We start from the raw sequence: 24,513 nt of genomic DNA, 5'->3' as shown, positions 1-24,513 counted from the left end.
ACGGGCGTGTCACCCGGACACGTCGGTCAGCATCCGCCACCCCGGCGCGTAGTTGCCGTGCAGCACCAGTGAGGCGGCCCCGACCGCGCCGACCGTGTCGCCGATGACGCTCTGCTCGACGGTGACGGCGCGGATGGCGCGGGCCACGGAGGTGCGGTTGACGGCGGCGTCTATCTCCTCGCGCAGGATCGGCTCGATGCCGCGCAGCGCCTCGCCGCCGAGGACGACCCGGCCGACGTCGAGGAGGCTGGCGGCTCCCCGGGCGGCCTCGCCGATCCGGCGCGCGGCACGGCGTACGACGTCACAGGCGTCGGGATCGCCGGCGCGGGCGGCGCGGCGCAGGGCCTTCCAGTCGTGGTGGACGGAGTCGGGGGTGCCGGTCAGGCCTATGCGGTCGGCGGCGGCGCGGCCGTGCAGGCGCAGCAGGTCGTCGATGACGGCGGGCGGGCTGACGTAGGGGCCGAGGCAGTCGGTGGCGCCGCAGTGGCAGACGCGCTCCCCCGGTTCGACCGCCATGTGGCCGAACTCGCCGGCGTTGCCCGAATCGCCGTGCAGCACGGTGTTGTTGAGGACGATGCCGGCTCCGATGCCGGTGCCGAAGTAGATGAAGAGGAAACTGCCCGCCCGGGCGGCGCCGCCGATCCAGCGCTCCCCGATCGCGGCAGCGGTGGCGTCGTTGTCGAGGGCGACCGGCAGGCCGGTGGCCTCGGCGAACATGTCCGCCAGGGGCACCCGCCCCCAGCCGGGGAAGTTCGGCGGGGACACCACGGCTCCGGTGGTGCCGTCCAGCGGACCGGGTGCGGCGATGCCCAGGCCGAGCAGGCGGGCGCGGTCCACCCCGCTGCGCTCGACGAGCCGCCCGGCCGCGCGGGCGACCCGCTCCACGACGTCCGCGGGATCACCGGGCTCGGTCAGCCGCATCCTGCGGCTTCCCACGACGTCTCCGGCGAGGTCTGCCACGACGATGACCGCGGCCTCGGGGTCGAGGTGGACGCCGACCGCGAAGGCGCCGTCGGCCCGCATCGACAGCAGGGTCCGGCGCTTGCCGCCGCTGGAGGGGGCCTGGCCGGACTCGGCCACCAGTCCGGCGTCGAGCAGTTTGCGGACGACGTTGGAGACGGTCTGGTTGGTCAGACCGGTGAGTGCAGCCAGCTCGACCCGGCTCACCTGTCCCGAGGTGCGGATGGCGTCCAGGACGACGGCCTGGTTGTAGCCGCCGACCCGCGGCAGGTTCGTCCCACTGAGCATCGTCACCTGTCGGTCACCTGATCCCCTCACGTCGACCCCACCCCCTGGGAAGGCCTGCGACAGGCCCTCCGGTGGCGAAAGTTTACATACTCGAAGCATTGACTTCATCCATCAAATGGATTTAGCTGACGCCCACAAAATCCGGCCATCGAGGCCAGACAGCGCAGGGTGGCGCCACGTGTGGGGTGCCGTCCGTCCTGGCCCCCGGTCGAAAAATCGCGGCTCTCCCACAGGTTTCATGTCCCGGAGGAACCACTGTGCGCGTCAGACTCGTCACCGCCGCGGCCTTCACCGCCGCCACCGCCCTGGCCGTCACCGGCTGCGGCTCGGGCTCGTCAGGGAGCTCGGCCAAGTCGATCAAGGTCGTCTACTGGCAGAACCTGGACAGCACCAACAAGCTCCAGGCCACCTTCCTCGCCTCGATGGTGAAGCAGTTCACCCAGGCCAACCCGGGCACCAAGGTGACCCTCGTGCCGGTGACCGCCTCCGAGAACGACTACTACACCAAGATCCAGCTCATGATGCGCTCCCCCGCGACCGCGCCGGACCTGGTCTACGAGGACACCGCCCTCATCAACTCCGACATCGCGGGCGGCTATCTCAAGCCCCTCGACTCCTACACCGCGAAGTGGGCCGACTGGGCGCAGTACGCCGACGCGGCCAAGGGCGCGGTGAGCGGGGCCGCCGACGGCAAGGTCTACGGCGTCCCGGACAACACCGACACGCGCGGGATCTGGTACAACAAGCAGCTCTTCCAGAAGGCCGGGATCACCGTGCCCTGGCAGCCGAAGACCTGGGCGGACGTCCTCACCGCGGCGAGGACGATCAAGGCGAAGCTGCCCGACGTCACTCCGCTCAACCTCTACACGGGTACGGCGGGAGGCGAGGCGTCCTCCATGCAGGGCTTCGAGATGCTGCTGTACGGCACCCCGGCCGGCGACAAGTCCCTCTACGACGCCTCGCAGAAGAAGTGGGTCGTGGGCGGCAAGGGCTTCAAGGACGCGCTGGACTTCGTGCACACCGTGTACAACCAGGGACTCGGCCCGGCCAAGGAACAGGCGCTCGGCGCCAACTTCGGCACCACGGTCGGCACCGAGCTCCTCCCCCAGGGCAAGCTGGCGATGGACATCGACGGCTCCTGGATGCCCAACAACTGGAGCTCCTCGGCCGCCAAGCCGTGGACCGAGTGGCAGTCGGTGATGGGCACCGCGGCCATGCCCACCCAGAACGGTCAGGCCCCCGGCCGTACCAGCATGTCCGGCGGCTGGGCCTGGTCGGTCCCGGCCAAGGCCAAGAACCCGGACCTGGCGTGGAAGTTCCTGTCGACGACGCTGCAGACGAAGGCCAACTCCGCGACCTGGAACGCGCGCAACGCCACGATCGCGGTACGCAAGGACGTGGCGGCCGACCCGACGTACCTGAAGGCGGTGCCGACCAACAAGTTCTTCACCGAGCTGGTCGCCGACACCCACTACCGGCCCGGACTGCCCGCCTACAACCAGGTCTCCACCGCCATCCAGAAGGCGATGGAGTCCGTGACGACCGGTCAGGCCTCGGTCGACAAGGCCGCCGAGACATTTGATAACGATGTCAAGGCGGCGGTGGGCGACGACAAGACGGCGGAGGGCACTTCGTGACCGCCGTCGCCCCGGCGCCTCACGGGACCGGCCACCGCCGGTCCCGCGGGGCGCCCGCTCCTGCCGTCCGTACCCTGCTGCGCGGCCTGCCGACGCTGCCGGCCGTGGTGCTGCTGGCCGTCTTCCTGGCCGGTCCGATCGCGTACTGCGTGTACTACGCGTTCACCGACATGCAGCTCACCGGCGCCACCGGCACCTCCTTCGTCGGCTTCGACAACTTCACCCGGGCCTTCGAGGACGCCGACTTCCTCAACTCGGTGTGGCTGACCCTGGTGTTCGTGGTCGGCTCCGCCGTCATCGGGCAGAACACGCTCGGACTGGCGCTGGCCGTCCTGATGGAGAAGGCCACCAAGCCGGTGCGGTCCCTGGTCAACGGGGTGGTCATCGCCGCCTGGGTGCTGCCCGAGGTGGTCGCCGGCTATCTGATGTACGCCTTCTTCTACGACCAGGGCTCGCTGAATTCGCTCCTGGACGCGGTCGGTCTGCCGCAGCAGAACTGGCTGTACACGATGCCGATCCTGGCGGTGTGCCTGGCCAACGTCTGGCGCGGCACCGCCTTTTCGATGATGGTCTTCACGGCCGCCGTCAACGACGTGCCCCGGGAGCTGCTGGAGGCCGCCGAGATGGACGGCGCCGGTCCCTGGCAGCGGCTGTGGCGGGTCGTGCTGCCGGTGATCAGGCCCTCGATCCTGACCAACCTGATGCTGATCACGCTCCAGACGCTCTCCGTCTTCGGGCTGATCTACACCATGACCCGGGGCGGACCGGGCAACAAGAGCGAGACGCTTCCGATCTTCATGTACCAACAGGCCTTCCAGAACAGCCTGATCGGCTACGGCACGGCGATCGCCCTGGTGCTGCTGGTGGTCGGCGCGCTGTTCTCCGTCGTGTACATCCGGCTGCTGAAACTGGAGGACGACTGATGGCCGCCGTCGCCACCCCACCCGCCGCGACCGTCGAGAGGACTCCGGTCGCGTCCCGCTCGCCGCGCGGGCGGCGCGTCCGGCCCGGGCGCGTCGCGATCAACGCCGTCCTGCTCGCCGTGTCGGTGCTCTATGTGCTGCCCCTGCTGTGGATGGTCCTCGCGTCCGTGAGCGACACCAACAGCTTCCGGCTCCAGTGGCCCTCGTCGCTGACGTTCGACAACTTCGACGCGGTCCTCAACGTCGACACCACCTACCGGCCGATGCTCAACAGCCTGCTGCTGTGCGGTTTCGGGACGGCGGCGACCGTGGTGGCGTCGGTGCTGTGCGCCTACCCGCTCTCGCGCTACCGCTCCCGGGTTCGGCGGCCGTTCCTGTACACGATCCTGTTCTCCACCGGTCTGCCGATCACGGCGGTGATGATCCCGGTCTACAGCATGTTCGTGCAGGTCAACCTGATCGACTCGATGCCCGGCACGACGCTGTTCCTGGCCGCGTCCGCGCTGCCGTTCGGGATCTGGCTGATGAAGAACTTCATGGACGGCGTGCCGGTCGTCCTGGAGGAGGCGGCCCGGATCGACGGCGCGAACACCATGCAGGTGCTGTGGCGGGTGGTGCTGCCGTTGATGCGGCCCGGTGTCGTGGTGGTCACCATCTTCACGTTCATCGGCATGTGGGGGAACTTCTTCGTCCCCTTCATCCTGCTGCTGTCGCCGGAGAAACTCCCCGCCTCCGTCAGCGTGTTCACCTTCCTCAGCGCCCACGACCAGACGCAGTACGGGCAGTTGTCGGCCTTCTCGCTCCTCTACTCGCTGCCCGTCGTCCTGCTCTACCTCCTGCTGGCCCGCAAGCTCGGCGGCGGCTTCGCGCTCGGCGGCGCGCTCAAGGGCTGACTCCCCCCACTCCGTACAGAAACAGGCATCCCATGCACAACGATCGTGACGTCACCGAGCAGCGGCTCGCCCGGGTGCTGGGCGAGCGCATCCGGCCTGCCGTCCACGCCCGTTCGGTCCCCCTCGACGTGGAGGTCTGGCACGTCCCCGGCGAGCCGGTCCCGGTCCGCGAAGCTCTGGCCGCGCCCTACCGCCCGGCCCGGGTCGGGGACCACTGGGGGCCCGCTTGGTCCACCAGCTGGTTCAAGGTCAGCGGTACGGTCCCGGCCGACTGGGCCGGCCAGACGGTCGAGGCCGTCCTGGACCTCGGTTTCGCCACCCACTCCGCCGGCTTCTCCGCCGAGGGTCTGGTCTACCGGCCCGACGGCACCGCCGTGAAGGCGCTCAATCCGCGCAACATCTGGGTTCCGGTGGCCGAACGGGCGGTGGGCGGCGAGGAGTTCACCGTCTTCGTCGAGGCCGCCGCCAACCCGGTCGTCATGCACACCGCCCCCGACGAGCTCACCTTCGGGCCCACCTCGGTGGGCGGTCCCGCACCCTGGCTGGGCGACCCGGCCGCCGACCCGGGCGAGCCCCTGTACCGGCTGCGGCGCCTGGACCTGGCCGTGCTCGATCGGAATGTGCACGAACTGGTCCAGGATCTGGAGGTGTTGGGCCAGCTGATGCCGGAGCTGGCACCCCAGGACCCGCGCCGCTGGCAGATCCTGCGGGCGGTCGAACACGCCCTGGACGCGGTGGACCTCCAGGACGTCGGCGGCAGCGCGGCGGCGGCCCGATCCGCCCTCGCCCCCGTCCTGGCGGCGCCCGCGCAGGCGAGCGCGCACCGGATCTCGGCGGTCGGACACGCCCACATCGACACCGCCTGGCTGTGGCCGCTGCGCGAGACCGTCCGCAAGGTGGCCCGGACCGTCTCCAACGTCACCCACCTCATGGACGAGCACCCCGAGTTCAAGTTCGTGATGTCCCAGGCGCAGCAGCTCGCCTGGCTCAAGGAGCACCGGCCGGAGGTGTACGCGCGGGCGCAGGAGAAGGCGAAGACCGGACAGTTCCTGCCGAGCGGCAGCCTGTGGGTGGAGCCGGACACCAACATCTCCGGCGGCGAGGCCCTGGTGCGCCAGTTCGTGCACGGCAAGCGGTTCTACCTGGAGGAGTTCGGCGTCGAGACCGAGGAGATGTGGCTGCCGGACACCTTCGGCTACAACGCGGCCCTGCCCCAGCTGATGAAGCTGGCCGGGGTGCGCTGGTTCCTGACGCAGAAGATCTCCTGGAACACCACCAACAAGTTCCCGCACCACACCTTCTGGTGGGAGGGCATCGACGGCACCCGGATCTTCAGCCACTTCCCGCCCGTCGACAGCTACAACGGCGACCTCTCCGGCGACCAAGTGGCCCACAGCGTCCGGAACTTCCAGGACAAGAGCGGCTCCAACAGCTCGCTCATCCCGTTCGGCTACGGCGACGGAGGCGGCGGTCCCACCCGCGAGATGCTCGCCCGCGCCGCCCGCCTGAAAGACCTGGAGGGTTCGCCCCGCATCGAGATCGAGGGCCCGGCCGACTTCTTCCGGCGCGCGCACGACGAGTACGAGGCGAACGGCGGCGCCCCGGTGTGGTCCGGCGAGCTGTACCTGGAGTTCCACCGCGGCACCCTCACCAGCCAGCTCGCCACCAAGCAGGGCAACCGGCGCAGCGAACACCTGCTGCGCGAGGCCGAGTTGTGGGCGGCGACGGCCGCGGTCCGGCACGGGCAGGCCTATCCGTACGAGGCCCTGGACCGGCTGTGGAAGACGGTGCTGCTGCACCAGTTCCACGACATCCTGCCCGGCACGTCGATCGCCTGGGTGCACCGCGAGGCGGAGGAGACATACGCGGCCGTCGCCCGGGAGCTGGAGGAGCTGATCGGCGAGGCCCAGCGCACACTGGCCGGGAATCCCGGCGGCGGCACGGTCGTCTTCAACGCCGCGCCGCACGCGCGCGGCGGCGTGCCGGCCCTCGGCGCGGGCCCACGCACGTCCAAGACCACTCCGGTGACGCCGGTGCCCGACGGGGACGGCTTCGTCCTCGACAACGGCCTGGTGCGGGTCGTGGTCGACGCCCGCGGTCTGATCACCTCCGCCTACGACCACACCGCCGGCCGCGAGGCCCTGGCGCCCGGCGCGGTCGGCAACCTGCTCCAGCTGCACCAGGACTTCCCCAACCAGTGGGACGCCTGGGACATCGACGTCTTCTACCGCAACACCGTCCGCGACCTCACCGATGCTCAGTCCGTCACCGCGAACGGCACCGGCGTCCGCGTGGTGCGCGTCTTCGGCGACTCGCGGATCGAGCAGACCCTGTCCCTGCCGTCCGGCTCCCGTGGGCTCGTCATCGACACCGTCGTCGACTGGCACGAGCGGGAGAAGCTCCTCAAGGCCGCCTTCCCGCTGGACGTCCGGGCCGCCCACTCGACCGCCGAGATCCCCTTCGGGCACGTCGAGCGGCCCACGCACACCAACACCAGCTGGGACGCGGCCAAGTTCGAGGTCTGCGCGCACCGCTTCCTGCACGTCGGCGAGCCGGACTGGGGTGCCGCGCTGGTCAACGACTCCTCCTACGGGCACGACGTCACCCGTGACGTCCGCTCCGACGGGGGCACGACCACCACGGTCCGCCTCTCCCTGCTGCGCGCGGCCCGTTTCCCCGACCCCGACCAGGACCAGGGCACGCACCGGCTCGGCTACGCGCTCGTCATCGGCGCCGATGTCGCCGAGGCGACCCGCGAGGGCTACCGCTTCAACCTGCCCGAGCGTGCGGTGCCGGGCAGTGCGACGGTCGCCCCGCTGGTCACGGTCGACCACGAGGGGGTGGTCGTGGAGGCCGTCAAGCTCGCCGACGACCGCAGCGGCGACGTCGTCGTCCGCTTCTACGAATCCCGCGGCACCCGTGTCCGGGCCACCCTGACCACCGCCTTCCCGTTGGCGTCGGTCACCGCGACGGATCTCCTGGAGCGCCCTGTCGACGACCCGGCGTCCCACCGGCACACCGATGCCGGCGTGGAGGTGACCCTGCGTCCCTTCCAGATCCTCACGCTGCGGTTGCGGCCCGCCGTCGGGAGCTGACCGCGGCTCCGGCCGGCCTCCGACGGAGCAGGGGGTACTCCCCCTGTTCGATCCGGGGGCCGGCCGGAGCGAGATCGGCGGCGCGGAGCCCTAGCGTTCGGTGCATGGACCGGATCGCCCCTTCCCGCCGCACCATGCTCGCGCTGGGCACCGCCACGGCGGCCTCGCCGTGGCTCGGCGAAGCCTCCGCCCGCGCCACGGGCGGCGAACCCGACGCGCCCACCGACCTGAACGAACTCGGCATCACCGAACTCCGTCGGCGGATGGCCGACGGGCGGCTGACCGCCGTAGACCTGACCCGCTACTACCTGGAACGCATCGAGCGCGTCGACCCGCTGCTGCGCTCGGTGATCGAGGTCAATCCGGACGCGCTCGCCGAGGCCCGCCGCCTCGACGCGGAAGGGGACCGTCGCCAGCCGCTGCACGGGATGCCCGTCCTGCTCAAGGACCTGGTGGAGACCGCGGACCGGATGCGCACGACGGCCGGGTCGCTCGCCCTGGAGGGCCTGCGTCCGGCCCGGGACGCCACGGTCGCCGCCCGGCTGCGGGCGGCGGGTGCGGTCGTCCTGGGGAAGACCAACCTGAGCGAGTGGGCGGGCGGGATGTCGCTGACCCATCACGCCGGGTGGAGCGCCCGCGGCGGGCAGACCCGTAATCCGTACAAGCTGGACCGGTCGCCGAACGAGTCGAGTTCCGGTACCGCGGTGGCCGCCGCGGCCAACCTCTGTGTCGCCGGCATCGGCACCGAGACCAACGGCTCGATCATCGACCCGGCCTCGGCGAACTGCGTGGTCGGGGTGAAGCCGACCGTCGGCCTGGTCGGGCGCGGCGGAGTGATCCCGGGTGTGCCGAGCCAGGACAGTGTCGGCCCGATCGCCCGCACGGTCCGCGACGCCGCGATCCTGCTCGGCACCCTGGTCGGTCTCGACGACCGCGACCCGGCGACCCGGGCGGGCCGCGGGCACTTCCACCGCGACTACACCCGTTTCCTGGACGCCGACGGGCTGCGCGGGGCCCGGATCGGCGTGCCCCGCACGGTGTACTTCGGCTACAGCCACCACGCCGACGAGATCGCCGAGCGGGCCATCGCCACCCTGCGGAAGGCCGGCGCGACCGTGGTCGACCCGGCCGACATCCCGACCGCCGAACAACTGGAGGACCTGCCCGGCTCGATGGTCGTCCAGGCGTACGAGATCAAGCGCGGGCTGAACGCCTACCTGGCGAACGCCCCCGGCGACCATCCCCGCAGCCTGGCCGAGCTGATCGCCTTCAACCGCGCGCACGCCGACCGCGAACTCCGCTATGTCCGGCAGGACGGGCTGGAGGCGGTGCACGAGCTGGACTTCGGCGAGAGCGAGTACCGCGAGGCCCTGGCCACCAACCACCGGCTCTCGCGCACCGAGGGCATCGACGCGGTGCTGCGCCGCCACCGCCTGGACGCGCTCGTCATGCCGACGGGCGGTCCGCCGGCCAAGATCGACCTGGTCCGCGGGGACAGCTACACCGGTGGCGCGTCGACGCCCGCCGCGCTGGCCGGACATCCCGCGATCAGCGTCCCGGCCGGGTTCGCGTTCGGCCTGCCGGTGGGGGTGACCTTCATGGGTACGGCGTGGAGCGAGCCGACCCTGCTCCGCCTCGCGTACGCCTACGAGCAGGCCAGTCGTGTGCGCCGGCCTCCCGCCTACCGGCCCGCCGACGTCGGCTTCTGACGATCGGGCAGTTCGGCCGCCCCTCTCGAACGTGCCCTCTCAGCCGCCGATCATCAAGGTCGCCCAGACCGCGTTGCCGCCGGTGAGGCGGGAGCGGGCGAATCCCCAGGTGCGCGCGATCTCCTGGACCAGGAACAGTCCGCGTCCGCTCTCGTCCTCGGGCCCCGCCTCGCAGCGGGGCAGCCTGTCCGCCCTGACGTCGTGGTCGTGCACCTCCAGGCGCAGACAGTCGTCCGTCACACGTCCGACGCCGCACAGGACCTGCACACTGCGCGTGTGGCACACCGCGTTGGTGACCAGTTCCGACACCAGCAGCACCGCGTCCGCACAGATCTCGGCGGGCAGTCCCCAGGCGGTCATGCGGGCGTTCACCGAGCGGCGGGCGACTCTGACGCTGGAGCGCTGCGCGGGGAGTTCGATCCAGTGCGTACGCTCCGGGCTCACGGCGTCTAAGAGCTGGGGGGAGGAAGTCGTGTGGGGGGACACGCTTGTCGCCTTCCGTCAGTGAGAAGCGCAGGGGGGAGGAGGGGCAAGCGGCGGATCTGCCGGGAGAGGGGTGTTCCCAGCGTGGCGTCCGCGCGGATTCGGAGCGTCGGCGCACGTCAACTCTGCGTAGCGGAACGCCAGTTGACAGCGGCGCCTCCCTATTCGGAGGAACCACTTGCACAAGTAACTATGCTCGCAGCCGAGTTCACACTGCAACCGTCTCCCTGATAATTTCAACAAGACGATATCCGTTTGGCGGCATCTTTAACTCTCCGCCGGACAGGCGCTGGTGACACAGCATCAGGAGGTGGCGGCAGTGAGTGACGCTCGTGCGGGTGCGGGCTCCAGCGCACCGACGGTCCTGCGGATGATCCTGGGCCGTCGGCTCCAGGAACGGCGGCTGGACGCGGGCGTATCGCTGGACGCCGCGGCAAAGGCCCTGCGTGTGACGTCGTTGACCATTCGCCGGCTGGAGAAGGCGGAGGTCGGTCTCAAGCCCCTGTACGTGGAGAAGCTGCTCCAGACCTACGGGGCCGGACAGCAGGAGATCGACGAGTTCATCGACCTGGCCGACCGGGCCAACGAGCCCGGCTGGTGGCACGCCTACCGTGACGTGGTGCCCAGCTGGTTCACCGCCTACGTGAGCCTGGAGAGCGGCGCCAAGACCCTTCGCACTTACGAACCCCAGTACGTCACCGGGCTGTTGCAGACGTACGGCTACGCGCGGGCCGTCCTGCGCGGCGGGTTCCCCAACGAGAGCGACGAGGACCTGGAGCGGCGCGTCGATCTGCGGCTGCGCCGCCAGAGCCTGCTGGAGAAGGCCGACGCCCCCACCCTGTGGGTGGTGATGGAGGAGGCCGTCCTGCACCGGGTGGCGGGCGGTCCGGAGATCATGCGGGAGCAGATCGACCGGCTCCTGGAGGTCTCGGAGCTGGACCACGTCAGCGTCGACATCGTGCCGTTCTCGGCGGGAGCGCACGTCGGCGCGTGCGCGCCCTTCACCTACTTCCGGTTCGAGGAACCGGAACTGCCCGACGTCGTCTACAGCGAAATCCTGTCCGCCTCCGTGTACCTGGACCAGCGCTCCGACGTCGCGGCCCATCTGGAGGCGCACAACCGGATGTCCCTTCTGACCTCCTCCGCGGACAGCAGGGCTCTGCTGCACCGCTTGCGCAAGGAGTACTCATGACCATCGCCGACGGCAGTGTGTACAACGGGATGCCCGCCTCCGATCTCGGCGAGCAGGGCTGGGAGAGCCCGTGGAGCGGCCCCAACGGGGGCCAGTGCGTCCAGACCAAGCAGCTCGCCGACGGCCGCGTCGCCCTGCGGCAGTCGACCGATCCCACCGGTCCCGCACTGATCTACACGCCCGAGGAGATCGCCGCATTCGTCCAGGGGATCAAGAGAGGTCTCGCCGATCACCTGACGGCCCGCTAGACCGCACCACCCGCGGGGAGGATCGAAGCCGGCCCCGGCCGCGACCCGCCCGGCACACCGCGCACACCACCGAAGGGGACAGGATGAGCAACACCCACGCCGCACGGGGCATCGACACCAGCAGGCCGCACTCCGCCCGCATGTACGACTACTACCTCGGCGGCAAGGACCACTTCGACATCGACAAGCAGGCCGCCGAGACCGTGGCTGCCGCCTATCCGGGCATCTTCGTGTGCGCCCGCGAGAACCGGGCCTTCATGCACCGCGCCACCCGGGTGCTCGCCCGGGAGCACGGCATCCGCCAGTGGCTCGACATCGGCACCGGCATCCCCACCGAGCCGAACCTGCACCAGGTCGCCCAGAGCGTCGTGCCCGAGGCGCGTGTGGTGTACGCCGACAACGACCCGCTCGTCCTGAAGTACGCCGAGCGCCTCATGCGCAGCACTCCGCAGGGCCGCACCACCTACATCGAGGCGGACGTCAACAACCCCGCGGCGCTGCTCGACGCCCCCGAACTGTCCGAGGTCCTGGACCTGGACCGGCCGGTGGCCCTGTCGCTCAACGCGCTCATGCACTTCGTCACCGACGCGCAGGACCCGTACGGCATCGTCGGCCGTCTGCTCTCCGCGCTTCCCTCCGGCAGCGCGCTGGCCCTGAGCCACTGCACGCCCGACTTCGACCCGGCCACCTGGCAGAAGGTCACCGACATCTACACCGGCGCGGGGACACCGGTGCAGTTCCGCGCCCGGAAGGACGTGGCCCGCTTCTTCGACGGGCTCGACCTGCTCGACCCGGGTGTCACCGTCGGGCACCGCTGGCGCCCGGACGCCGCCGACGGCGCGGCCCTCGCCGAGGCGCCCACGGACGCCGAGGTCAGCCTGTGGACCGGGGTCGGCATCAAGCCCTGACGAAAAACGGGCTCCGGGCACTGTTCGTGCCCGGAGCCCCTCCGCGGCTCAGCCGGCCGCGAGGAGTTCGAGGGTGTCGATCACCCGGTTCGAGAAACCCCACTCGTTGTCGTACCAGGCGACCACCTTCACATGGCGGCCGTCGACACGGGTGAGGGCCGAGTCGAAGATCGACGAGGCCGGGTTGCCGGTGATGTCGGAGGAGACGAGCGGGTCCTCCGAGTACTCCAGGACACCGGCGAGCCGTCCCTCGGCCGCCTCCCGGTAGGCCGTCAGGACGTCCTCGCGGGTCACGTCACGGCTGACGGTCGTGTTGAGTTCGACGATCGAGCCCACCGGGACCGGCACACGGATGGAGTCGCCGGACAGCCTGCCGTCGAGGTTGGGCAGCACCAGGCCGATCGCCTTGGCGGCGCCGGTCGTGGTCGGCACGATGTTCACTCCGGCGGCCCGGGCCCGGCGGGGGTCGCGGTGCGGTCCGTCCTGGAGGTTCTGCTCCTGGGTGTAGGCGTGCACCGTCGTCATGAACCCGTGCTCGATACCGGCGAGTTCGTCGAGCACCGCGGCCAGCGGGGCGAGCGCGTTGGTCGTGCAGGAGGCGTTCGAGACGATCGTGTGCACCTGCGGGTCGTAGGCGTCGGTGTTGACCCCGTACGCCAGGGTGACGTCGGCGCCGTCCGAGGGTGCGCTGACGAGCACCTTCCTGGCGCCCGCGTCGAGGTGGGCGCGGGCGGCCTTGGCCGAGGTGAAGCGGCCGGTGGCCTCCAGGACGAGGTCGACACCGAGGTCGGCCCATGGCAGCTGGGCCGGCTCGCGCTCGGCGAGCACGGTGATGCGGCGGCCGTCGACGACGAGGGTGTCGCCGTCGACGGTCACGGGACGGCCGAGCCGTCCGGCGGTGCTGTCGTAGGCGAGCAGTCGCGCGAGGGTGGCGGGTTCCGTGAGGTCGTTGACGGCCACGACGTCGAGGGTGCTGTCGCGTTCGAGCAGTGCGCGCAGCACGTTGCGTCCGATGCGGCCGAATCCGTTGATGGCGATGCGAGTCATGAATCCTGTCCCTTCGGGTTCTCCACCAGGCTCGCTCGCGGGCTTTGCCGTCGACAGTGGCGCGAACGCCATGGTTCAAAAGGATCGCGCCAGGCGGATCCGCCCTGGGCTACTCGCCCTGGGCGAAGGTGCGCCGGTACTCGCTGGGCGTCGTGCCGAGGATGCGCTGGAAGTGCAGTCGCAGATTCGCGCCGGTGCCGAGGCCGACGTCGGCGGCGATCTGCTCGATGCCGAGCTGCGAGCGCTCCAGCAGTTCGCGGGCCGTGTCGATGCGGGCGCGCATGACCCACTGCATCGGGGTGTAGCCGGTCTCCTCGACGAAGCGCCGGGAGAACGTGCGCGCCGAGACGCCCGCCTGCCGCGCGAGTATGTCGAGGGTGAGCGGCTCCCCCAGCCGGCGCAGCGCCCATTCGCGGGTGGCGCCGAAGCGTTCACCGAGCGGTTCGGGCACGCTGCGCGGCACGTACTGGGCCTGGCCGCCGCTGCGGTAGGGGGCGGCGACCAGGCGTCGGGCGGCGTGGTTGGAGGCGGCCACGCCGAGGTCGCCGCGCAGGATGTGCAGGCACAGGTCGATGCCCGAGGCGGCACCGGCCGAGGTCAGCACCGTGCCCTCGTCCACGAACAGGACGTTCTCGTCCACCTGGACGAGCGGATGCCTCGTCATGAGCGCCCGTGTGTAGTGCCAGTGGGTGGTGGCCCGCCTGCCGTCGAGCAGCCCCGTGGCGGCGAGCGCGAAGGCCCCGGTGGAGATGGCGGCCAGGCGCGCACCCCGGTCGTGGGCGGCGATCAGCGCCCGGACCACCGCCGCCGGCGGGTCGTCACGGTCCGGGAACCGGTAGCCGGGGATGAACACGATGTCGGCCCACACCAGCGTGTCGAGGCCATGGGCGACGTGGTACGACAGCCCGTCGCCCCCGGTCACCAGCCCCGGCGCGGCACCGCACAGCCGTACCTCGTACGGCATGCTCGCGCGGGTGCTGAACACCTGCGCGGGGATGCCGACGTCCAGTGGCTTGGCCCCTTCGAGCACGAGAACGGCGACACGGCGCAGGCGGGAGGGTGACACGGGGACAGGGTACGCAGGGCGGACGGGGCGAGTACGAGCGCCGTCGGCGAGTCGACGCCGGCCGCCGGGGGCCACCGGCGGCCGCACCGCCCGGACCGCCCTCGGGGGTCAGGCGTCCTCGACCGTCGCGGTGACGGGCGTACCGGTCTCGACCGTGCGGCTCACGGTGCAGAGCCGGTCGTGGGACGTCCGGACCGCCCGGGGCAGGATCGTGCGGGCGCGCTCGGCGCCCTCGCCGTCCGGGAAGGCGACGGTGAAGGTGACCGTGAGGTCGGTCATCCGGTTGCCGAGTTCGTCGTTGATCTTGTGGCCGGTGACCGCCACGGAGAATTCGCTCGGCTCGGCGTGGCGGCTGGTGGCGATGTCGACGTCCACGGCCGTGCACCCGCCGAGCGCGGCGAGCAGCAGCTCGACGGGGGTGAAGTCCGCGTCCCCTTCGGGGCCGCTGCCGAAGCTGATCGTGCCGCCGCGGGCGTTGGTCGCGGTGAAGTGTCCGGGGCCGGTTCGCTCGACGGTGACGGAGCGCAGGGAGGTGTCGGTCATGCCGACGACCCTACTGATGAAGGCGGTACGTCGCCCCGCGCGCGGTGTCGAACACGATCACCCCCGGTTCGGGGCGGCGCACCCGGACCGGACGGCCGTCGCAGCTCACCTTCAGCCGTGTCGCGGACCGTACGACCGCCCGTCCGCCGGAGCGGGAGCGGAGCGTGCCCGCCCGCAAGGCGCCCTCGTGCCACGTCAGGTCCACCTCGAAGCCGCCGCGCGCCAGCAGACCGCGTACCCGGCCGGACGGCAGTGCGGGAGGCAGCGCGGGCAGCAGGTGCAGCTCGCCCGCGTGGGACTGGAGCAGCCACTCCGACACACCGGCCGTGGCGCCGAAGTTGCCGTCGATCTGGAACGGCGGATGCAGGTCGAAGAGGTTCGGCGCGGTCCGCTCGGGGGTGAGCAGGTCGGACAGGAGCTCGTAGGAGCGGGCGCCCTCCGCCAGCCGCGCCCAGAAATTGATCTTCCAGGCGAGCGACCAGCCGGTTCCCGCGTCCCCGCGCTGCTCCAGCGTCCTGCGGGCCGCGGCGAACAGTTCCGGTGTCTCCCGTGCGGTGATCTGGTTGCTGGGATGCAGGCCGTACAGATGCGAGACGTGCCGGTGGCCCTGCTCGGGAGCGCCCGCGTCCCAGTCCTGCTGCCACTCCTGCAACTGGCCCCGGGCGCCGATCCTCATGGGCGGCAGTTTCTCCCTCGCCGCCCGCGTCGCGGAGCGCATCCCGGCGTCCGCGTCCTCGCCGAGGAGCTCCGAGGCGCTGACGAACCCGTCGAAGAGGTCCCGCAGGATCTGGTTGTCCATGGTCGGGCCGGCGCAGACGGACACCCCCTCGTGATGGGCGTTCTCCGGTGACACGGCCGGGCAGGTGACGAGGTGTCCGCTCGCCGGATCGGTGACCAGGGTGTCGAGGAAGAACCGCACCGCGCCCCGCAGCACCGGATAGCGCCGGGCCAGTGCCGATGTGTCGCCTGTGAAGAGGTAGTGCTCCCAGATCGCGGTGGCCAGCCAGGCGCCGCCGGTCTGCCACATGCCCCAGAACGCGCCGTCCACCGGGGCGGTGCCACGCCAGGCGTCGGTGTTGTGGTGGGTGACCCACCCCCCGGCGCCGTACTGCACCCGCGCGGTGGTGGCCCCCGCCACGGACAGGTCCGCGAGCAGGTCGAAGACCGGTTCCCAGCACTCCAGGAGGTTGGTGACGGTCGCCGGCCAGTAGTTCATCTCCGTGTTGATGTTGATCGTGTACTTGGAGTCCCAGGGCGGGCTGAGCGAGTCGTTCCAGATGCCCTGGAGGGTGGCGGGCTGGGTGCCGGGCCGTGACGAGGCGATCAGCAGGTAGCGCCCGTACTGGAAGTGCAGGGCGACCAGGTGCGGGTCGGCCGCGGAGGCGAAGTTCGCCACCCGTTCGTCGGTGGGGAGCGCCGCGGCCCCGGTCGTGCCGAGGTCGAGTTCCACCCGCCGGAACAGGCGCCGGTGGTCGGCGACATGCCGCTCGCGGAGCCGGGCGTACGGCGTGTCCGAGGCGGCGTCGAGGAAAGCGGCGGCGCGGGCCGTGTGGTCGCCGGTGGGATTGCGGTAGTCGGTGTAGCTGGTGCCGACGGAGACCAGCAGGGTGACGGAGTCGGCTCCCGTGACCGTGAGGGTGCCGTTCTCGCTGCTGACCGTCCCACCGTGGGCCCGGGCGCGGGCCAGTGCCCGGAAGCGCACTTGACCGGTGATGCCCTCGCGGGTCTCGGTGGTTCCGTCGATCGCGACGGTGATCCGGTCGGGCGACGAGGCGGTCACGCTCTGGGGACTGTCGAAGGCGGCGGTGAAGGAGACGGCACCCGATTCGCCTGCCGTCAGGTGCATGACAATTACCTGGTCGGGATGGCTGGCGAAGCACTCCCGACGATGAGTCACCCCGCTCCGGGTGTGGTGGACGGCGGTGACGGCGGAGTCGAGGTCGAGCGTGCGCCGGTAGTCGCCGATCTCGCCCGTGGCCGCGAAGGACAGCCTCAGGTCCCCTACGGTCTGGTACATCAACTCGCCCACGGGGATGCCGAGGAAGTCCGAGTCGATCAGCGACTGCGCGTCCGCCCACTCCCCCGCGAAGACCCGCCTGCGGATCTCGGGGAGACTCGCGAGGCCCTTCGGATTGGCGGGTTCGTAGGGGCCGCCCGCCCACACCGTGTCCTCGTTCAGCTGGAGCACTTCGCGGTCGGTGCCGCCGAAGACCATCGCTCCGAGCCGCCCGTTGCCGATGGGCAGCGCCTCCAGCCAGGCGGAGGCCGGACGGGGGTACCAGAGGGTGAGATCACCGGGCCGCGCGTCGGGCCCGGCCGCGTCCTCCGTCCTGGCGGGGCCCGCGGCCGCGGCCGGTCCACCGGTCGTCATCAGAGGTGTCACGCCGACTCCGGCCGTGGTCGACCATGCGAGGAAGTGTCTGCGATCCATGGGGACAGCTTCGACTCATAGGATGTCTGTTGTCGACAGGCCGCTCAACATTCGACTCTTTTCGATGCCATGCCCGGATTTCACTGGGGTGTACGGCAGGCTCTCCCACGCCTTGCACGACAAAAGAACCCATGACTGAAGCACCGCTAGTCGGGCAGCCGCTCCAGCGCCGCCGCGATGTCGGCCTGCCCGGCGACGTCGATGAGGGCCTGGCCGATCACGGGCACGGGTGCGCGGGCCGGAAGCACCAGGCCGATGCGTTCCGTGCGGACGGGGCGGACCAGGGGCACGGCGTGCATGCCCGCGGGGACGCCGAAGACGTGCAGCCAGGCGTGCGGCACGACGCTCGCCCACTGTCCGGCCCTGACCTGGGCGAACAGGGAGGCGATCGAGTCGGTCTCCACGCGCGGGGTCACGGTGACGCCCACCGCCTCGAACACGGCGTCGAGGACCTGGCGGCCCTGCATCATCGGGTGCAGCAGGCACAGGGGGTACTGGGCCGCCTCCTCCCAGGAGATGTCGGCGGGACCGGAGTCGGGGGCGGTCCGCTGCGTCAGCAGGACATAGCGTTCCCGGTACAGCGGGACGAACGTGAAGTCGTGGGCCGCGACCGAGCTGTGATAGGTCACGGCGGCGTCGAGCTCGTACGTCCGGAGTCTGTTCACTATGTCCTCGGCCTGGAGGTCGGCGAAGACCTGGACCGTGGCCAGCGGGTTGGCGGCGCAGAACGGCTGGGTCAGCAGCGCGACCGCGGTGGCCGCGGTGGGCACGGTCCCGATGCGCAGCCGCCCGGTGAGCCCGGCCCGCAGGGCCTGGATCTCGCCCTGCATCGCGTCGCGGTCGGCGAGGATGCGCTGCGCCCAGACCACGACCCGCTCGCCCTCGGGGGTCAGCCCGTCGAACCTGCGCCCGCGCTGGACCAGGGGGATGCCGAGTTCCTCCTCCAGTTTGCGGATTCCCTCGGACAGGGCCGGCTGGGAGACGTAGCAGGCCTGCGCCGCCTTCGCGAAGTGGCGGGCGCGGGCGAGGGCGACGAGGTACTCGAGTTGGCGGAGCAGCACGCCTCAATGATCCACCGCGCCACGCGTACCGTCCCGGCGACCGCCCGATCTGATCGGTGCGGCCTATCACGCGATAACAACTACCGCTTTGACCTGGGCCGATGGCCTGGCGAAGAGTGGGGAGGCGAATGACGGAGAGGGCGTGGTGCGCGGTGCGGGACGGCGACGAACCGGATGAGGGCGAGCTGTCGGTGACGGCTCCCCGGACATGGGCCACCGGCGCTCCGGCGGTCGCCCACGCCCTGAAGTACGCGCTGGGCCAGACCTCGCCGAAGCGCACCGCGCTGACGCTGCTGAACATCAACCAGGCGAAGGGCTTCGACTGCCCGGGCTGCGCCTGGCCGGAACCCGCGCCGGGGCAGCGGCACCGCAACGAGTACTGCGAGAACGGCGCCAAGCACATCAGCGACGAGGCCACCTCCCGCAGGGTGAGCGCCGACTTCTTCCGTCAGCACTCGGTCGACGAACTGAGCCGCAAGTCGGATCACTGGCTCAACCAGCAGGGCCGGCTGACCGAGCCGATGGTGCTCCGCGAGGGCGCCACGCACTACGAGCCCATCGGCTGGGACGAGGCACTGGACCTGCTCGCCGACGAGCTCCGCGCCCTGGCCCACCCGGACGAGGCGCTGTTCTACACCTCCGGGCGGCTGGCCAACGAGCCGGCGTTCCTGCTCCAGCTGTTCGCGCGGGCCTTCGGCACCAACAACCTGCCGGACTGCTCCAACATGTGCCACGAGTCCAGCGGTTCGGCCCTGAACGAGACCCTGGGCATCGGCAAGGGCAGTGTCGGCCTGGACGATCTGTACAACGCCGACCTGGTCTTCGTCGTCGGGCAGAACCCCGGCACCAACCACCCGCGCATGCTGACCGCGCTGGAGGAGACCAAGCGTCGCGGCGGCAGCGTCGTCGCCGTCAACCCGCTGCCCGAGGCGGGGCTGCTGCGCTTCAAGCACCCGCAGAAGGCGCGCGGGATCATCGGCCGCGGCACGGACATCGCCGACCAGTTCCTGCAGATCCGGCCGGGCGGCGATCTGGCCCTGTTCCAGGCGCTCAACCTGATGCTGCTGGAGGCCGAGGACAAGGAACCGGGCACCGTCCTGGACCGGGAGTTCATCGAGGCGCACACCACGGGCTACGACGCCTTCGCCGAGCACATCCGCGCCACGACGTCCTGGGACGCGGTGCTGGCGGCCACCGGCCTGAGCCGCGACGAGATCGAGCGGGTCCACGAACGCGTCCTGAACAGCCGCAGCGTCATCGTGTGCTGGGCCATGGGCCTCACCCAGCACAAACACGGCGTGCCCACCATCAGGGAGGTCGTCAACTTCCTCCTGCTGCGCGGGAACATCGGCCGTCCGGGCGCCGGGGTGTGCCCGGTCCGCGGACACAGCAACGTACAGGGCGACCGCACGATGGGCATCTGGGAGCGCATGCCGCAGCCCTTCCTCGACCGGCTGGGCGCCGAGTTCCGTTTCACCGCCCCGACGGCGCACGGCCTTGACTCCGTCGACTCCATCCGGGCCATGCTCGACGGCCGCGCCAAGCTCTTCCTCGGCGTGGCGGGCAACTTCGTCCGGGCCACTCCGGACAGCGACGTCACCGAACGCGCCATGCGAAACTGCCGCCTCACCGCGCACATCTCGACCAAGCTCAACCGGTCCCACGCGGTGTGCGGACGGACGGCGCTGATCCTGCCCACGCTCGGCCGCAGCGACCGTGACGTCCAGGCGGGCGGGGAGCAGTTCATGACGGTCGAGGACTCCATGAGCGAGGTCCACGCCACCCGCGGCCGCCTCGCCCCAGCCTCCCCGCACCTGCTGAGCGAGGTCTCCATCATCACCCGCCTCGCCCGCCGGGTCCTGGGTGCCGAACCGGACATCCCCTGGGCGGACTTCGAGGCCGACTACGACCTGGTCCGCGACCGTATCGCCCATGTCGTCCCCGGTTTCGAGGACTTCAACGAGCGGGTACGGCGCCCGGGCGGCTTCCGCCTCCCCAACCCCGTCAACGAGCGGGTGTTCCGCACGCCCAGCGGCAAGGCCCTCTTCACCGCCAACGCCTTCACGGCCCTGGACGCGCCCGAGGGCCACCTCGTCCTCCAGACCCTGCGCTCCCACGACCAGTGGAACACCGTCCCCTACGCCATGGACGACCGCTACCGGGGCATCAAGGGCAGCCGGCGCGTCGTCCTCGTCAACGCCTCCGACCTCGCCGACCTCGACCTGCCCGACGGCACCCTCGTCGACCTCATCAGCATCTGGACCGACGGCTCGGAACGCCGCGCCGACGGCTTCCGCGTCGTCGCCTACCCCACTCCCCCGGGCTCCGCCGCCGCCTACTACCCGGAGACCAACGTCCTGGTCCCGCTCGACAGCGTGGCGGACATCAGTAACACGCCGACGTCTAAGAGCGTGATCGTCCGACTGGAGCGGGCTTCGGTGTAGCGCGCAGGTCGTCACCACCACCCAAGGTGCAACTCCAGGGTTGCGCCTTGGGTGGTGGACGTGCAACCCTGGAGTTGCATCAATGACGTCGATGAAGGAGCCCCTCATGAGCGAGGACCGAATCGAGCGCGAGACCCTGATCGCGGCACCCCTGGAGCGGGTCTGGTCGCTGGTGGCCCAGCCCGGGTTCTGGGTGGCCGACAAGGCGAGCCTGCCGGGCACGGTGGCAAGGGAGGGCGAGACGATGGTGGCGAAGAACCCCGAGCACGGCGACTTCCCCGTGCGGGTGGAGAAGGTGCGGCCGCCGACGTATCTGGCGTACCGCTGGACCAGCGCGTTCCCCGGGGAGGAGCTGCGTGAGAACAACAGCACCCTGGTGGAGTTCACGTTGAGCGAAGAAGGCGACCACACCCGGCTCCGGGTCGTGGAGAGCGGGTTCACGGCGCTGGCCGGGTCCGAGGAACTGCGCAGCCAGAACCACAAGGACCACTCCCAGGGCTGGCCCCTGGAACTCGACGCGCTCAAGTCGCGCGCCGAGCAGCCCTCCACGTGACGGAGGAACGCCCCGGCACCGCCGACGTCGTCGACAGCGTCCTCGGCGCGCTGGCCGACCCGACACGGCGGCAGCTGCTGGATCTGCTCGCCGCCCGGGGCGAGGCCACCGCTACCACGCTCGCCGAGCAACTCCCCGTCTCACGGCAGGCGGTGGTCAAACACCTCGCCGTCCTGGACGCGGCCGGGCTGGTCACCGGTGGCCGGGTCGGACGCGAGGTGCGGTACGCGGTCCGCCCCGCCGCCCTGGACGCGACGGCACGCTGGATGGCCTCACTGGCGGCCGACTGGGACCGCCGCCTGGCGACCATCAAACGCGTCGCCGAGGCGGCGGAGCGGGACGCGGACTCCACGCCCCCCGAACCGGGCCCGGACGCCCACACCTCCTGAACCGGGGCCCGGCGCCGCCCACGGCACCCGCGACCGGAGCCCCTGCGCCGTCCAGGCCCCAGGCTCCACACCTCACCGGGGGTTCGGCTCCGCGCCCCTGCCCAGGGGTCGAGCCCCCGCGCCTCCTGAACAGAGCCCCATCACCTCGCCCTTGCCGCAGGATCCAGGCGCCGCGCCACCCGACCGGGCGCCCGGCTCCACGCCCTCTCGCGCCCCGCGCCCCGCTCCCCGCTCCCCGCTCCCCGCTCCCCGCTCCCCGCTCCCCGCTCCCCGACCAGGATCCGATGCCACCCCTCTCGACCAGAGCCCGGAGACTCCGCTCCCCCACCGGCCGCCCTCCCCGCGAGTGAAGGAACACACCCCATGGACACCACCGCACTGCGCAGCGCCTACGACGGATTGTTCGACGCCGCAGCCGCGCCCGGCCTGGGCAAGGCGGCCGACGGAGGCTGGGACGCCGACCACGTGCTGGCCCATCTCCTCAGCCTCGACGCGGCGGTCGCGGCGGTCGCCCTGGGGGTCGTCGCCGGCGGGCGGCCCACCCTCGACAACCGGGTCTCCCTGGACGTCTGGAATCTCGACCGCATCATCGCCCGGCACGCGGACCGGGCGGAGCTGATCGACCATGTGCGACGCCAGGCCGGCGTCCTGTGCGACATCGCCGATCAGCTCGACGATCAGGCCGCCGCGGTCCTCGTACCGACACTCCTGCTGTCGAACGACGCCGTCGCGGTGGACCAGCCGCTTCCGCTGGCGACCCTCATCGACGGCCTCGCCGGCAACCATGTGCCCGAGCACACGCGACAACTGCTCGACCTGCGTGTCGCTTGAGGCAGCGTGGGGTTCACTCGCCCAGCGCCGCCTGGACCACTGCCCTGGCCTCCTCCTGGACCTGGGTGAGGTGGTCGGGGCCGAGGAAGGACTCGGCGTAGATCTTGTAGACGTCCTCGGTGCCCGAGGGGCGGGCCGCGAACCAGGCGTTGGCGGTGGTGACCTTGATGCCGCCGATGGCCGCGCCGTTGCCCGGGGCCTCGGTGAGGACGGCGGTGACATCCTCACCGGCGAAGGACTTGGCGCCGACCTGGGCCGGGGAGAGCCGGCCCAGCAGGGCCTTCTCCTCGCGGGAGGCGGGCGCGTCGATGCGGGCGTAGGCGGGCTCGCCGAAGCGGTCGGTCAGGCCGGCGTAGTGCTGGGACGGCGTCTTCCCGGTGACGGCCGTGATCTCGGCGGCGAGCAGCGCGAGGATGATGCCGTCCTTGTCGGTGGTCCACACCGAGCCGTCGCGACGCAGGAAGGACGCGCCGGCCGACTCCTCGCCGCCGAACCCGATCGTCCCGTCGACGAGGCCGTCCACGAACCACTTGAATCCGACGGGGACCTCGACGAGCCGGCGGCCCAGGTCGGCGGCGACCCGGTCGATCATCCCGGACGACACCAGGGTCTTGCCGATGCCCGCGTCGGCGGGCCAGCCCTCGCGGCGGGAGTAGAGGTAGGAGATGGCCACGGCCAGGTAGTGGTTGGGGTTCATCAGCCCCGCGTCCGGGGTGACGATGCCGTGCCGGTCGGCGTCGGCGTCGTTGCCGGTGGAGATCTGGTACCGGTCGCGCTGCTCGATGAGCGAGGCCATGGCGTAGGGGGACGAGCAGTCCATGCGGATCTTGCCGTCCCAGTCCAGCGTCATGAACCGCCAGGTGGGGTCGGTGTGCGGGTTGACCACGGTCAGGTCGAGCCCGTGCGCCTCGGCGATCCGGCCCCAGTAGGCGACCGACGCCCCGCCGAGCGGATCGGCGCCGATCCGGACGCCCGCCGTACGGATCGCGTCCAGGTCCAGCACGCTCGGCAGGTCGGCGACGTAGGTGCCGAGGAAGTCGTAGCGGCCGGTGGTCGCCGCGGCGAGGGCCCGCGCGTGCGGGATGCGCCGTACGTCCTTCAGGCCGCCGGCGATGATCTCGTTGGCCCGGTCCTGGATCCAGGAGGTCGCCTGCGAGGCCGCCGGGCCGCCGTTGGGCGGGTTGTACTTGAACCCGCCGTCGGTGGGCGGGTTGTGGGAGGGCGTGACCACGACGCCGTCCGCGAGGCCCGAGGTCCGTCCGCGGTTGTGGGTGAGGATGGCGTGCGAGACGGCCGGGGTGGGCGTGTAGCCGTCGGCGCTGTCGATGAGGACCGAGACGTCGTTGGCCGCGAAGACCTCCAGGGCCGTGACCCTGGCCGGTTCCGACAGGGCGTGGGTGTCGGCGCCCAGGAAGAGGGGGCCGTCGGTGCCCTGGCTCGCGCGGTACTCGCAGATGGCCTGGCTGGTGGCGGCGATGTGTGCCTCGTTGAACGAGGTCGCCAGGGACGATCCGCGGTGTCCGGAGGTCCCGAACGCGACGCGCTGGCCCGGCTCGGCCGGGTCGGGCTGCGCCGCGTAGTACGCCGTGACCAGCCGGGCGACGTCGACGAGATCCTCAGGACCGGCCGGCCTGCCCGCTCGCTCGTGTTGCATCTGCCCGCTCCCACACATGACTTGTCCTACGTTGACGCCCTCATCTTTCCTTGTCAGGGCCGCGCTGCGCGAGTGGGCCCCCGGACCGGTGTCCGGCGACCCCGCCCGCCGAAGTCACCCCCGCTCGGCGGGGCGCGCCGACCGAGCGCCACGCCGGC

General features: G+C 71.2%; 20 protein-coding genes. 12 read left to right on the top strand and 8 right to left on the bottom strand.

Annotation, left to right across the window (positions count from 1 at the left end):
- Nucleotides 1–9 precede the first annotated feature (9 nt).
- On the bottom strand, nucleotides 10–1,248 hold the full coding sequence (locus tag K4B79_RS09185; protein WP_232026237.1) for an ROK family transcriptional regulator: 1,239 nt from the start codon (nucleotides 1,246–1,248) through the stop codon (nucleotides 10–12).
- A gap of 257 nt (nucleotides 1,249–1,505) precedes the next feature.
- Between K4B79_RS09185 and K4B79_RS09180 the strand changes: the two genes are divergently transcribed.
- The 5 genes from K4B79_RS09180 to K4B79_RS09160 all read left to right on the top strand — a co-directional run bounded on the left by K4B79_RS09180 (nucleotide 1,506) and on the right by K4B79_RS09160 (nucleotide 9,505).
- Nucleotides 1,506–2,885, top strand: a complete 1,380-nt coding sequence (locus tag K4B79_RS09180; protein WP_232025839.1) for an extracellular solute-binding protein — start codon at nucleotides 1,506–1,508, stop codon at nucleotides 2,883–2,885.
- On the top strand, nucleotides 2,882–3,808 hold the full coding sequence (locus K4B79_RS09175; protein WP_374208438.1) for a carbohydrate ABC transporter permease: 927 nt from the start codon (nucleotides 2,882–2,884) through the stop codon (nucleotides 3,806–3,808). Before K4B79_RS09180 ends, K4B79_RS09175 begins: the two co-directional genes overlap by 4 nt.
- Nucleotides 3,808–4,701, top strand: a complete 894-nt coding sequence (locus K4B79_RS09170) for a carbohydrate ABC transporter permease (protein ID WP_232025837.1) — start codon at nucleotides 3,808–3,810, stop codon at nucleotides 4,699–4,701. The genes K4B79_RS09175 and K4B79_RS09170 overlap by 1 nt, the downstream gene beginning before the upstream one ends.
- Before the next feature lie 32 nt (nucleotides 4,702–4,733).
- On the top strand, nucleotides 4,734–7,796 hold the full coding sequence (locus K4B79_RS09165; RefSeq protein WP_232025835.1) for an alpha-mannosidase: 3,063 nt from the start codon (nucleotides 4,734–4,736) through the stop codon (nucleotides 7,794–7,796).
- A 104-nt stretch (nucleotides 7,797–7,900) separates the two neighbouring features.
- Entirely contained in the window at nucleotides 7,901–9,505 is a 1,605-nt protein-coding gene (locus K4B79_RS09160; RefSeq protein WP_232025833.1) for an amidase, read from the top strand.
- A 39-nt stretch (nucleotides 9,506–9,544) separates the two neighbouring features.
- Here the strand turns inward: K4B79_RS09160 and K4B79_RS09155 are convergent, their stop codons facing one another.
- Nucleotides 9,545–9,949 carry an ATP-binding protein gene (locus tag K4B79_RS09155; protein WP_232025831.1) on the bottom strand — a complete coding sequence of 135 codons (405 nt, stop codon included), beginning with the start codon at nucleotides 9,947–9,949 and terminating at the stop codon, nucleotides 9,545–9,547.
- Nucleotides 9,950–10,307: 358 nt separating this feature from the next.
- On the opposite strand from K4B79_RS09155, the gene K4B79_RS09150 reads away from it, so the two are divergent.
- The 3 genes from K4B79_RS09150 (at nucleotide 10,308) to K4B79_RS09140 (ending at nucleotide 12,336) form a co-directional block, all read left to right on the top strand.
- Nucleotides 10,308–11,180 carry a helix-turn-helix domain-containing protein gene (locus tag K4B79_RS09150; RefSeq protein WP_232025829.1) on the top strand — a complete coding sequence of 291 codons (873 nt, stop codon included), beginning with the start codon at nucleotides 10,308–10,310 and terminating at the stop codon, nucleotides 11,178–11,180.
- Nucleotides 11,177–11,428: a DUF397 domain-containing protein gene (locus tag K4B79_RS09145; protein ID WP_232025827.1), complete on the top strand. Its 252-nt coding sequence runs from the start codon at nucleotides 11,177–11,179 to the stop codon at nucleotides 11,426–11,428. Before K4B79_RS09150 ends, K4B79_RS09145 begins: the two co-directional genes overlap by 4 nt.
- 83 nt (nucleotides 11,429–11,511) lie before the next feature.
- A complete protein-coding gene (locus K4B79_RS09140; protein ID WP_232025825.1) occupies nucleotides 11,512–12,336 on the top strand; it encodes an SAM-dependent methyltransferase in 825 nt (274 codons plus the stop codon).
- Nucleotides 12,337–12,384: 48 nt separating this feature from the next.
- Here K4B79_RS09140 and gap read toward each other — a convergent pair whose 3' ends face one another.
- From gap to K4B79_RS09115, 5 genes are all read right to left on the bottom strand, one after another.
- Nucleotides 12,385–13,383, bottom strand: coding sequence for a type I glyceraldehyde-3-phosphate dehydrogenase (gene gap / locus K4B79_RS09135; protein WP_232025823.1), 999 nt, complete (start codon nucleotides 13,381–13,383; stop codon nucleotides 12,385–12,387).
- 109 nt (nucleotides 13,384–13,492) lie between these two features.
- Nucleotides 13,493–14,449, bottom strand: a complete 957-nt coding sequence (locus K4B79_RS09130; protein ID WP_232025821.1) for a GlxA family transcriptional regulator — start codon at nucleotides 14,447–14,449, stop codon at nucleotides 13,493–13,495.
- A 108-nt stretch (nucleotides 14,450–14,557) separates the two neighbouring features.
- A complete protein-coding gene (locus K4B79_RS09125) occupies nucleotides 14,558–14,992 on the bottom strand; it encodes an OsmC family protein (protein ID WP_232025819.1) in 435 nt (144 codons plus the stop codon).
- Nucleotides 14,993–15,002: 10 nt separating this feature from the next.
- Complete coding sequence (locus K4B79_RS09120) at nucleotides 15,003–17,423, bottom strand: glycoside hydrolase family 95 protein (RefSeq protein ID WP_232025817.1); 2,421 nt, start codon at nucleotides 17,421–17,423, stop codon at nucleotides 15,003–15,005.
- 146 nt (nucleotides 17,424–17,569) lie between these two features.
- Nucleotides 17,570–18,484: a LysR family transcriptional regulator gene (locus K4B79_RS09115; RefSeq protein WP_232025815.1), complete on the bottom strand. Its 915-nt coding sequence runs from the start codon at nucleotides 18,482–18,484 to the stop codon at nucleotides 17,570–17,572.
- Between the two features lie 128 nt (nucleotides 18,485–18,612).
- On the opposite strand from K4B79_RS09115, the gene K4B79_RS09110 reads away from it, so the two are divergent.
- The 4 genes from K4B79_RS09110 to K4B79_RS09095 all read left to right on the top strand — a co-directional run bounded on the left by K4B79_RS09110 (nucleotide 18,613) and on the right by K4B79_RS09095 (nucleotide 22,701).
- Nucleotides 18,613–20,928 (top strand): FdhF/YdeP family oxidoreductase, encoded by a 2,316-nt coding sequence (locus K4B79_RS09110; RefSeq protein WP_232025813.1) that lies wholly within the window; start codon nucleotides 18,613–18,615, stop codon nucleotides 20,926–20,928.
- 106 nt (nucleotides 20,929–21,034) lie between these two features.
- A complete protein-coding gene (locus K4B79_RS09105) occupies nucleotides 21,035–21,481 on the top strand; it encodes an SRPBCC domain-containing protein (RefSeq protein ID WP_232025812.1) in 447 nt (148 codons plus the stop codon).
- Nucleotides 21,478–21,870, top strand: coding sequence for an ArsR/SmtB family transcription factor (locus K4B79_RS09100; protein WP_232025810.1), 393 nt, complete (start codon nucleotides 21,478–21,480; stop codon nucleotides 21,868–21,870). Before K4B79_RS09105 ends, K4B79_RS09100 begins: the two co-directional genes overlap by 4 nt.
- A 363-nt stretch (nucleotides 21,871–22,233) precedes the next feature.
- Entirely contained in the window at nucleotides 22,234–22,701 is a 468-nt protein-coding gene (locus K4B79_RS09095; RefSeq protein ID WP_232025808.1) for a hypothetical protein, read from the top strand.
- A gap of 13 nt (nucleotides 22,702–22,714) precedes the next feature.
- Here K4B79_RS09095 and pgm read toward each other — a convergent pair whose 3' ends face one another.
- A complete protein-coding gene (gene pgm, locus K4B79_RS09090; RefSeq protein ID WP_232025806.1) occupies nucleotides 22,715–24,355 on the bottom strand; it encodes a phosphoglucomutase (alpha-D-glucose-1,6-bisphosphate-dependent) in 1,641 nt (546 codons plus the stop codon).
- Nucleotides 24,356–24,513: the final 158 nt, after the last annotated feature.

It is taken from the genome of Streptomyces lincolnensis (genome assembly GCF_021173675.1).
GTDB classification, from domain to species: domain Bacteria; phylum Actinomycetota; class Actinomycetes; order Streptomycetales; family Streptomycetaceae; genus Streptomyces; species Streptomyces lincolnensis_B.
This window is presented reverse-complemented; position numbering and strand designations above follow the sequence as displayed.

Excerpts from the sequence above, each read along its gene's own strand:
- pgm (WP_232025806.1), bottom strand. The coding sequence starts at position 24,355 with ATGCAACACGAGCGAGCGGGCAGGCCGGCCGGTCCTGAGGATCTCGTC.
- K4B79_RS09095 (WP_232025808.1), top strand. The coding sequence starts at position 22,234 with ATGGACACCACCGCACTGCGCAGCGCCTACGACGGATTGTTCGACGCC.
- K4B79_RS09120 (WP_232025817.1), bottom strand. The coding sequence starts at position 17,423 with ATGGATCGCAGACACTTCCTCGCATGGTCGACCACGGCCGGAGTCGGC.
- gap (WP_232025823.1), bottom strand. The coding sequence starts at position 13,383 with ATGACTCGCATCGCCATCAACGGATTCGGCCGCATCGGACGCAACGTG.
- K4B79_RS09105 (WP_232025812.1), top strand. The coding sequence starts at position 21,035 with ATGAGCGAGGACCGAATCGAGCGCGAGACCCTGATCGCGGCACCCCTG.
- K4B79_RS09170 (WP_232025837.1), top strand. The coding sequence starts at position 3,808 with ATGGCCGCCGTCGCCACCCCACCCGCCGCGACCGTCGAGAGGACTCCG.
- K4B79_RS09165 (WP_232025835.1), top strand. The coding sequence starts at position 4,734 with ATGCACAACGATCGTGACGTCACCGAGCAGCGGCTCGCCCGGGTGCTG.
- K4B79_RS09145 (WP_232025827.1), top strand. The coding sequence starts at position 11,177 with ATGACCATCGCCGACGGCAGTGTGTACAACGGGATGCCCGCCTCCGAT.
- K4B79_RS09125 (WP_232025819.1), bottom strand. The coding sequence starts at position 14,992 with ATGACCGACACCTCCCTGCGCTCCGTCACCGTCGAGCGAACCGGCCCC.
- K4B79_RS09140 (WP_232025825.1), top strand. The coding sequence starts at position 11,512 with ATGAGCAACACCCACGCCGCACGGGGCATCGACACCAGCAGGCCGCAC.
- K4B79_RS09110 (WP_232025813.1), top strand. The coding sequence starts at position 18,613 with ATGACGGAGAGGGCGTGGTGCGCGGTGCGGGACGGCGACGAACCGGAT.
- K4B79_RS09185 (WP_232026237.1), bottom strand. The coding sequence starts at position 1,248 with ATGCTCAGTGGGACGAACCTGCCGCGGGTCGGCGGCTACAACCAGGCC.
- K4B79_RS09160 (WP_232025833.1), top strand. The coding sequence starts at position 7,901 with ATGGACCGGATCGCCCCTTCCCGCCGCACCATGCTCGCGCTGGGCACC.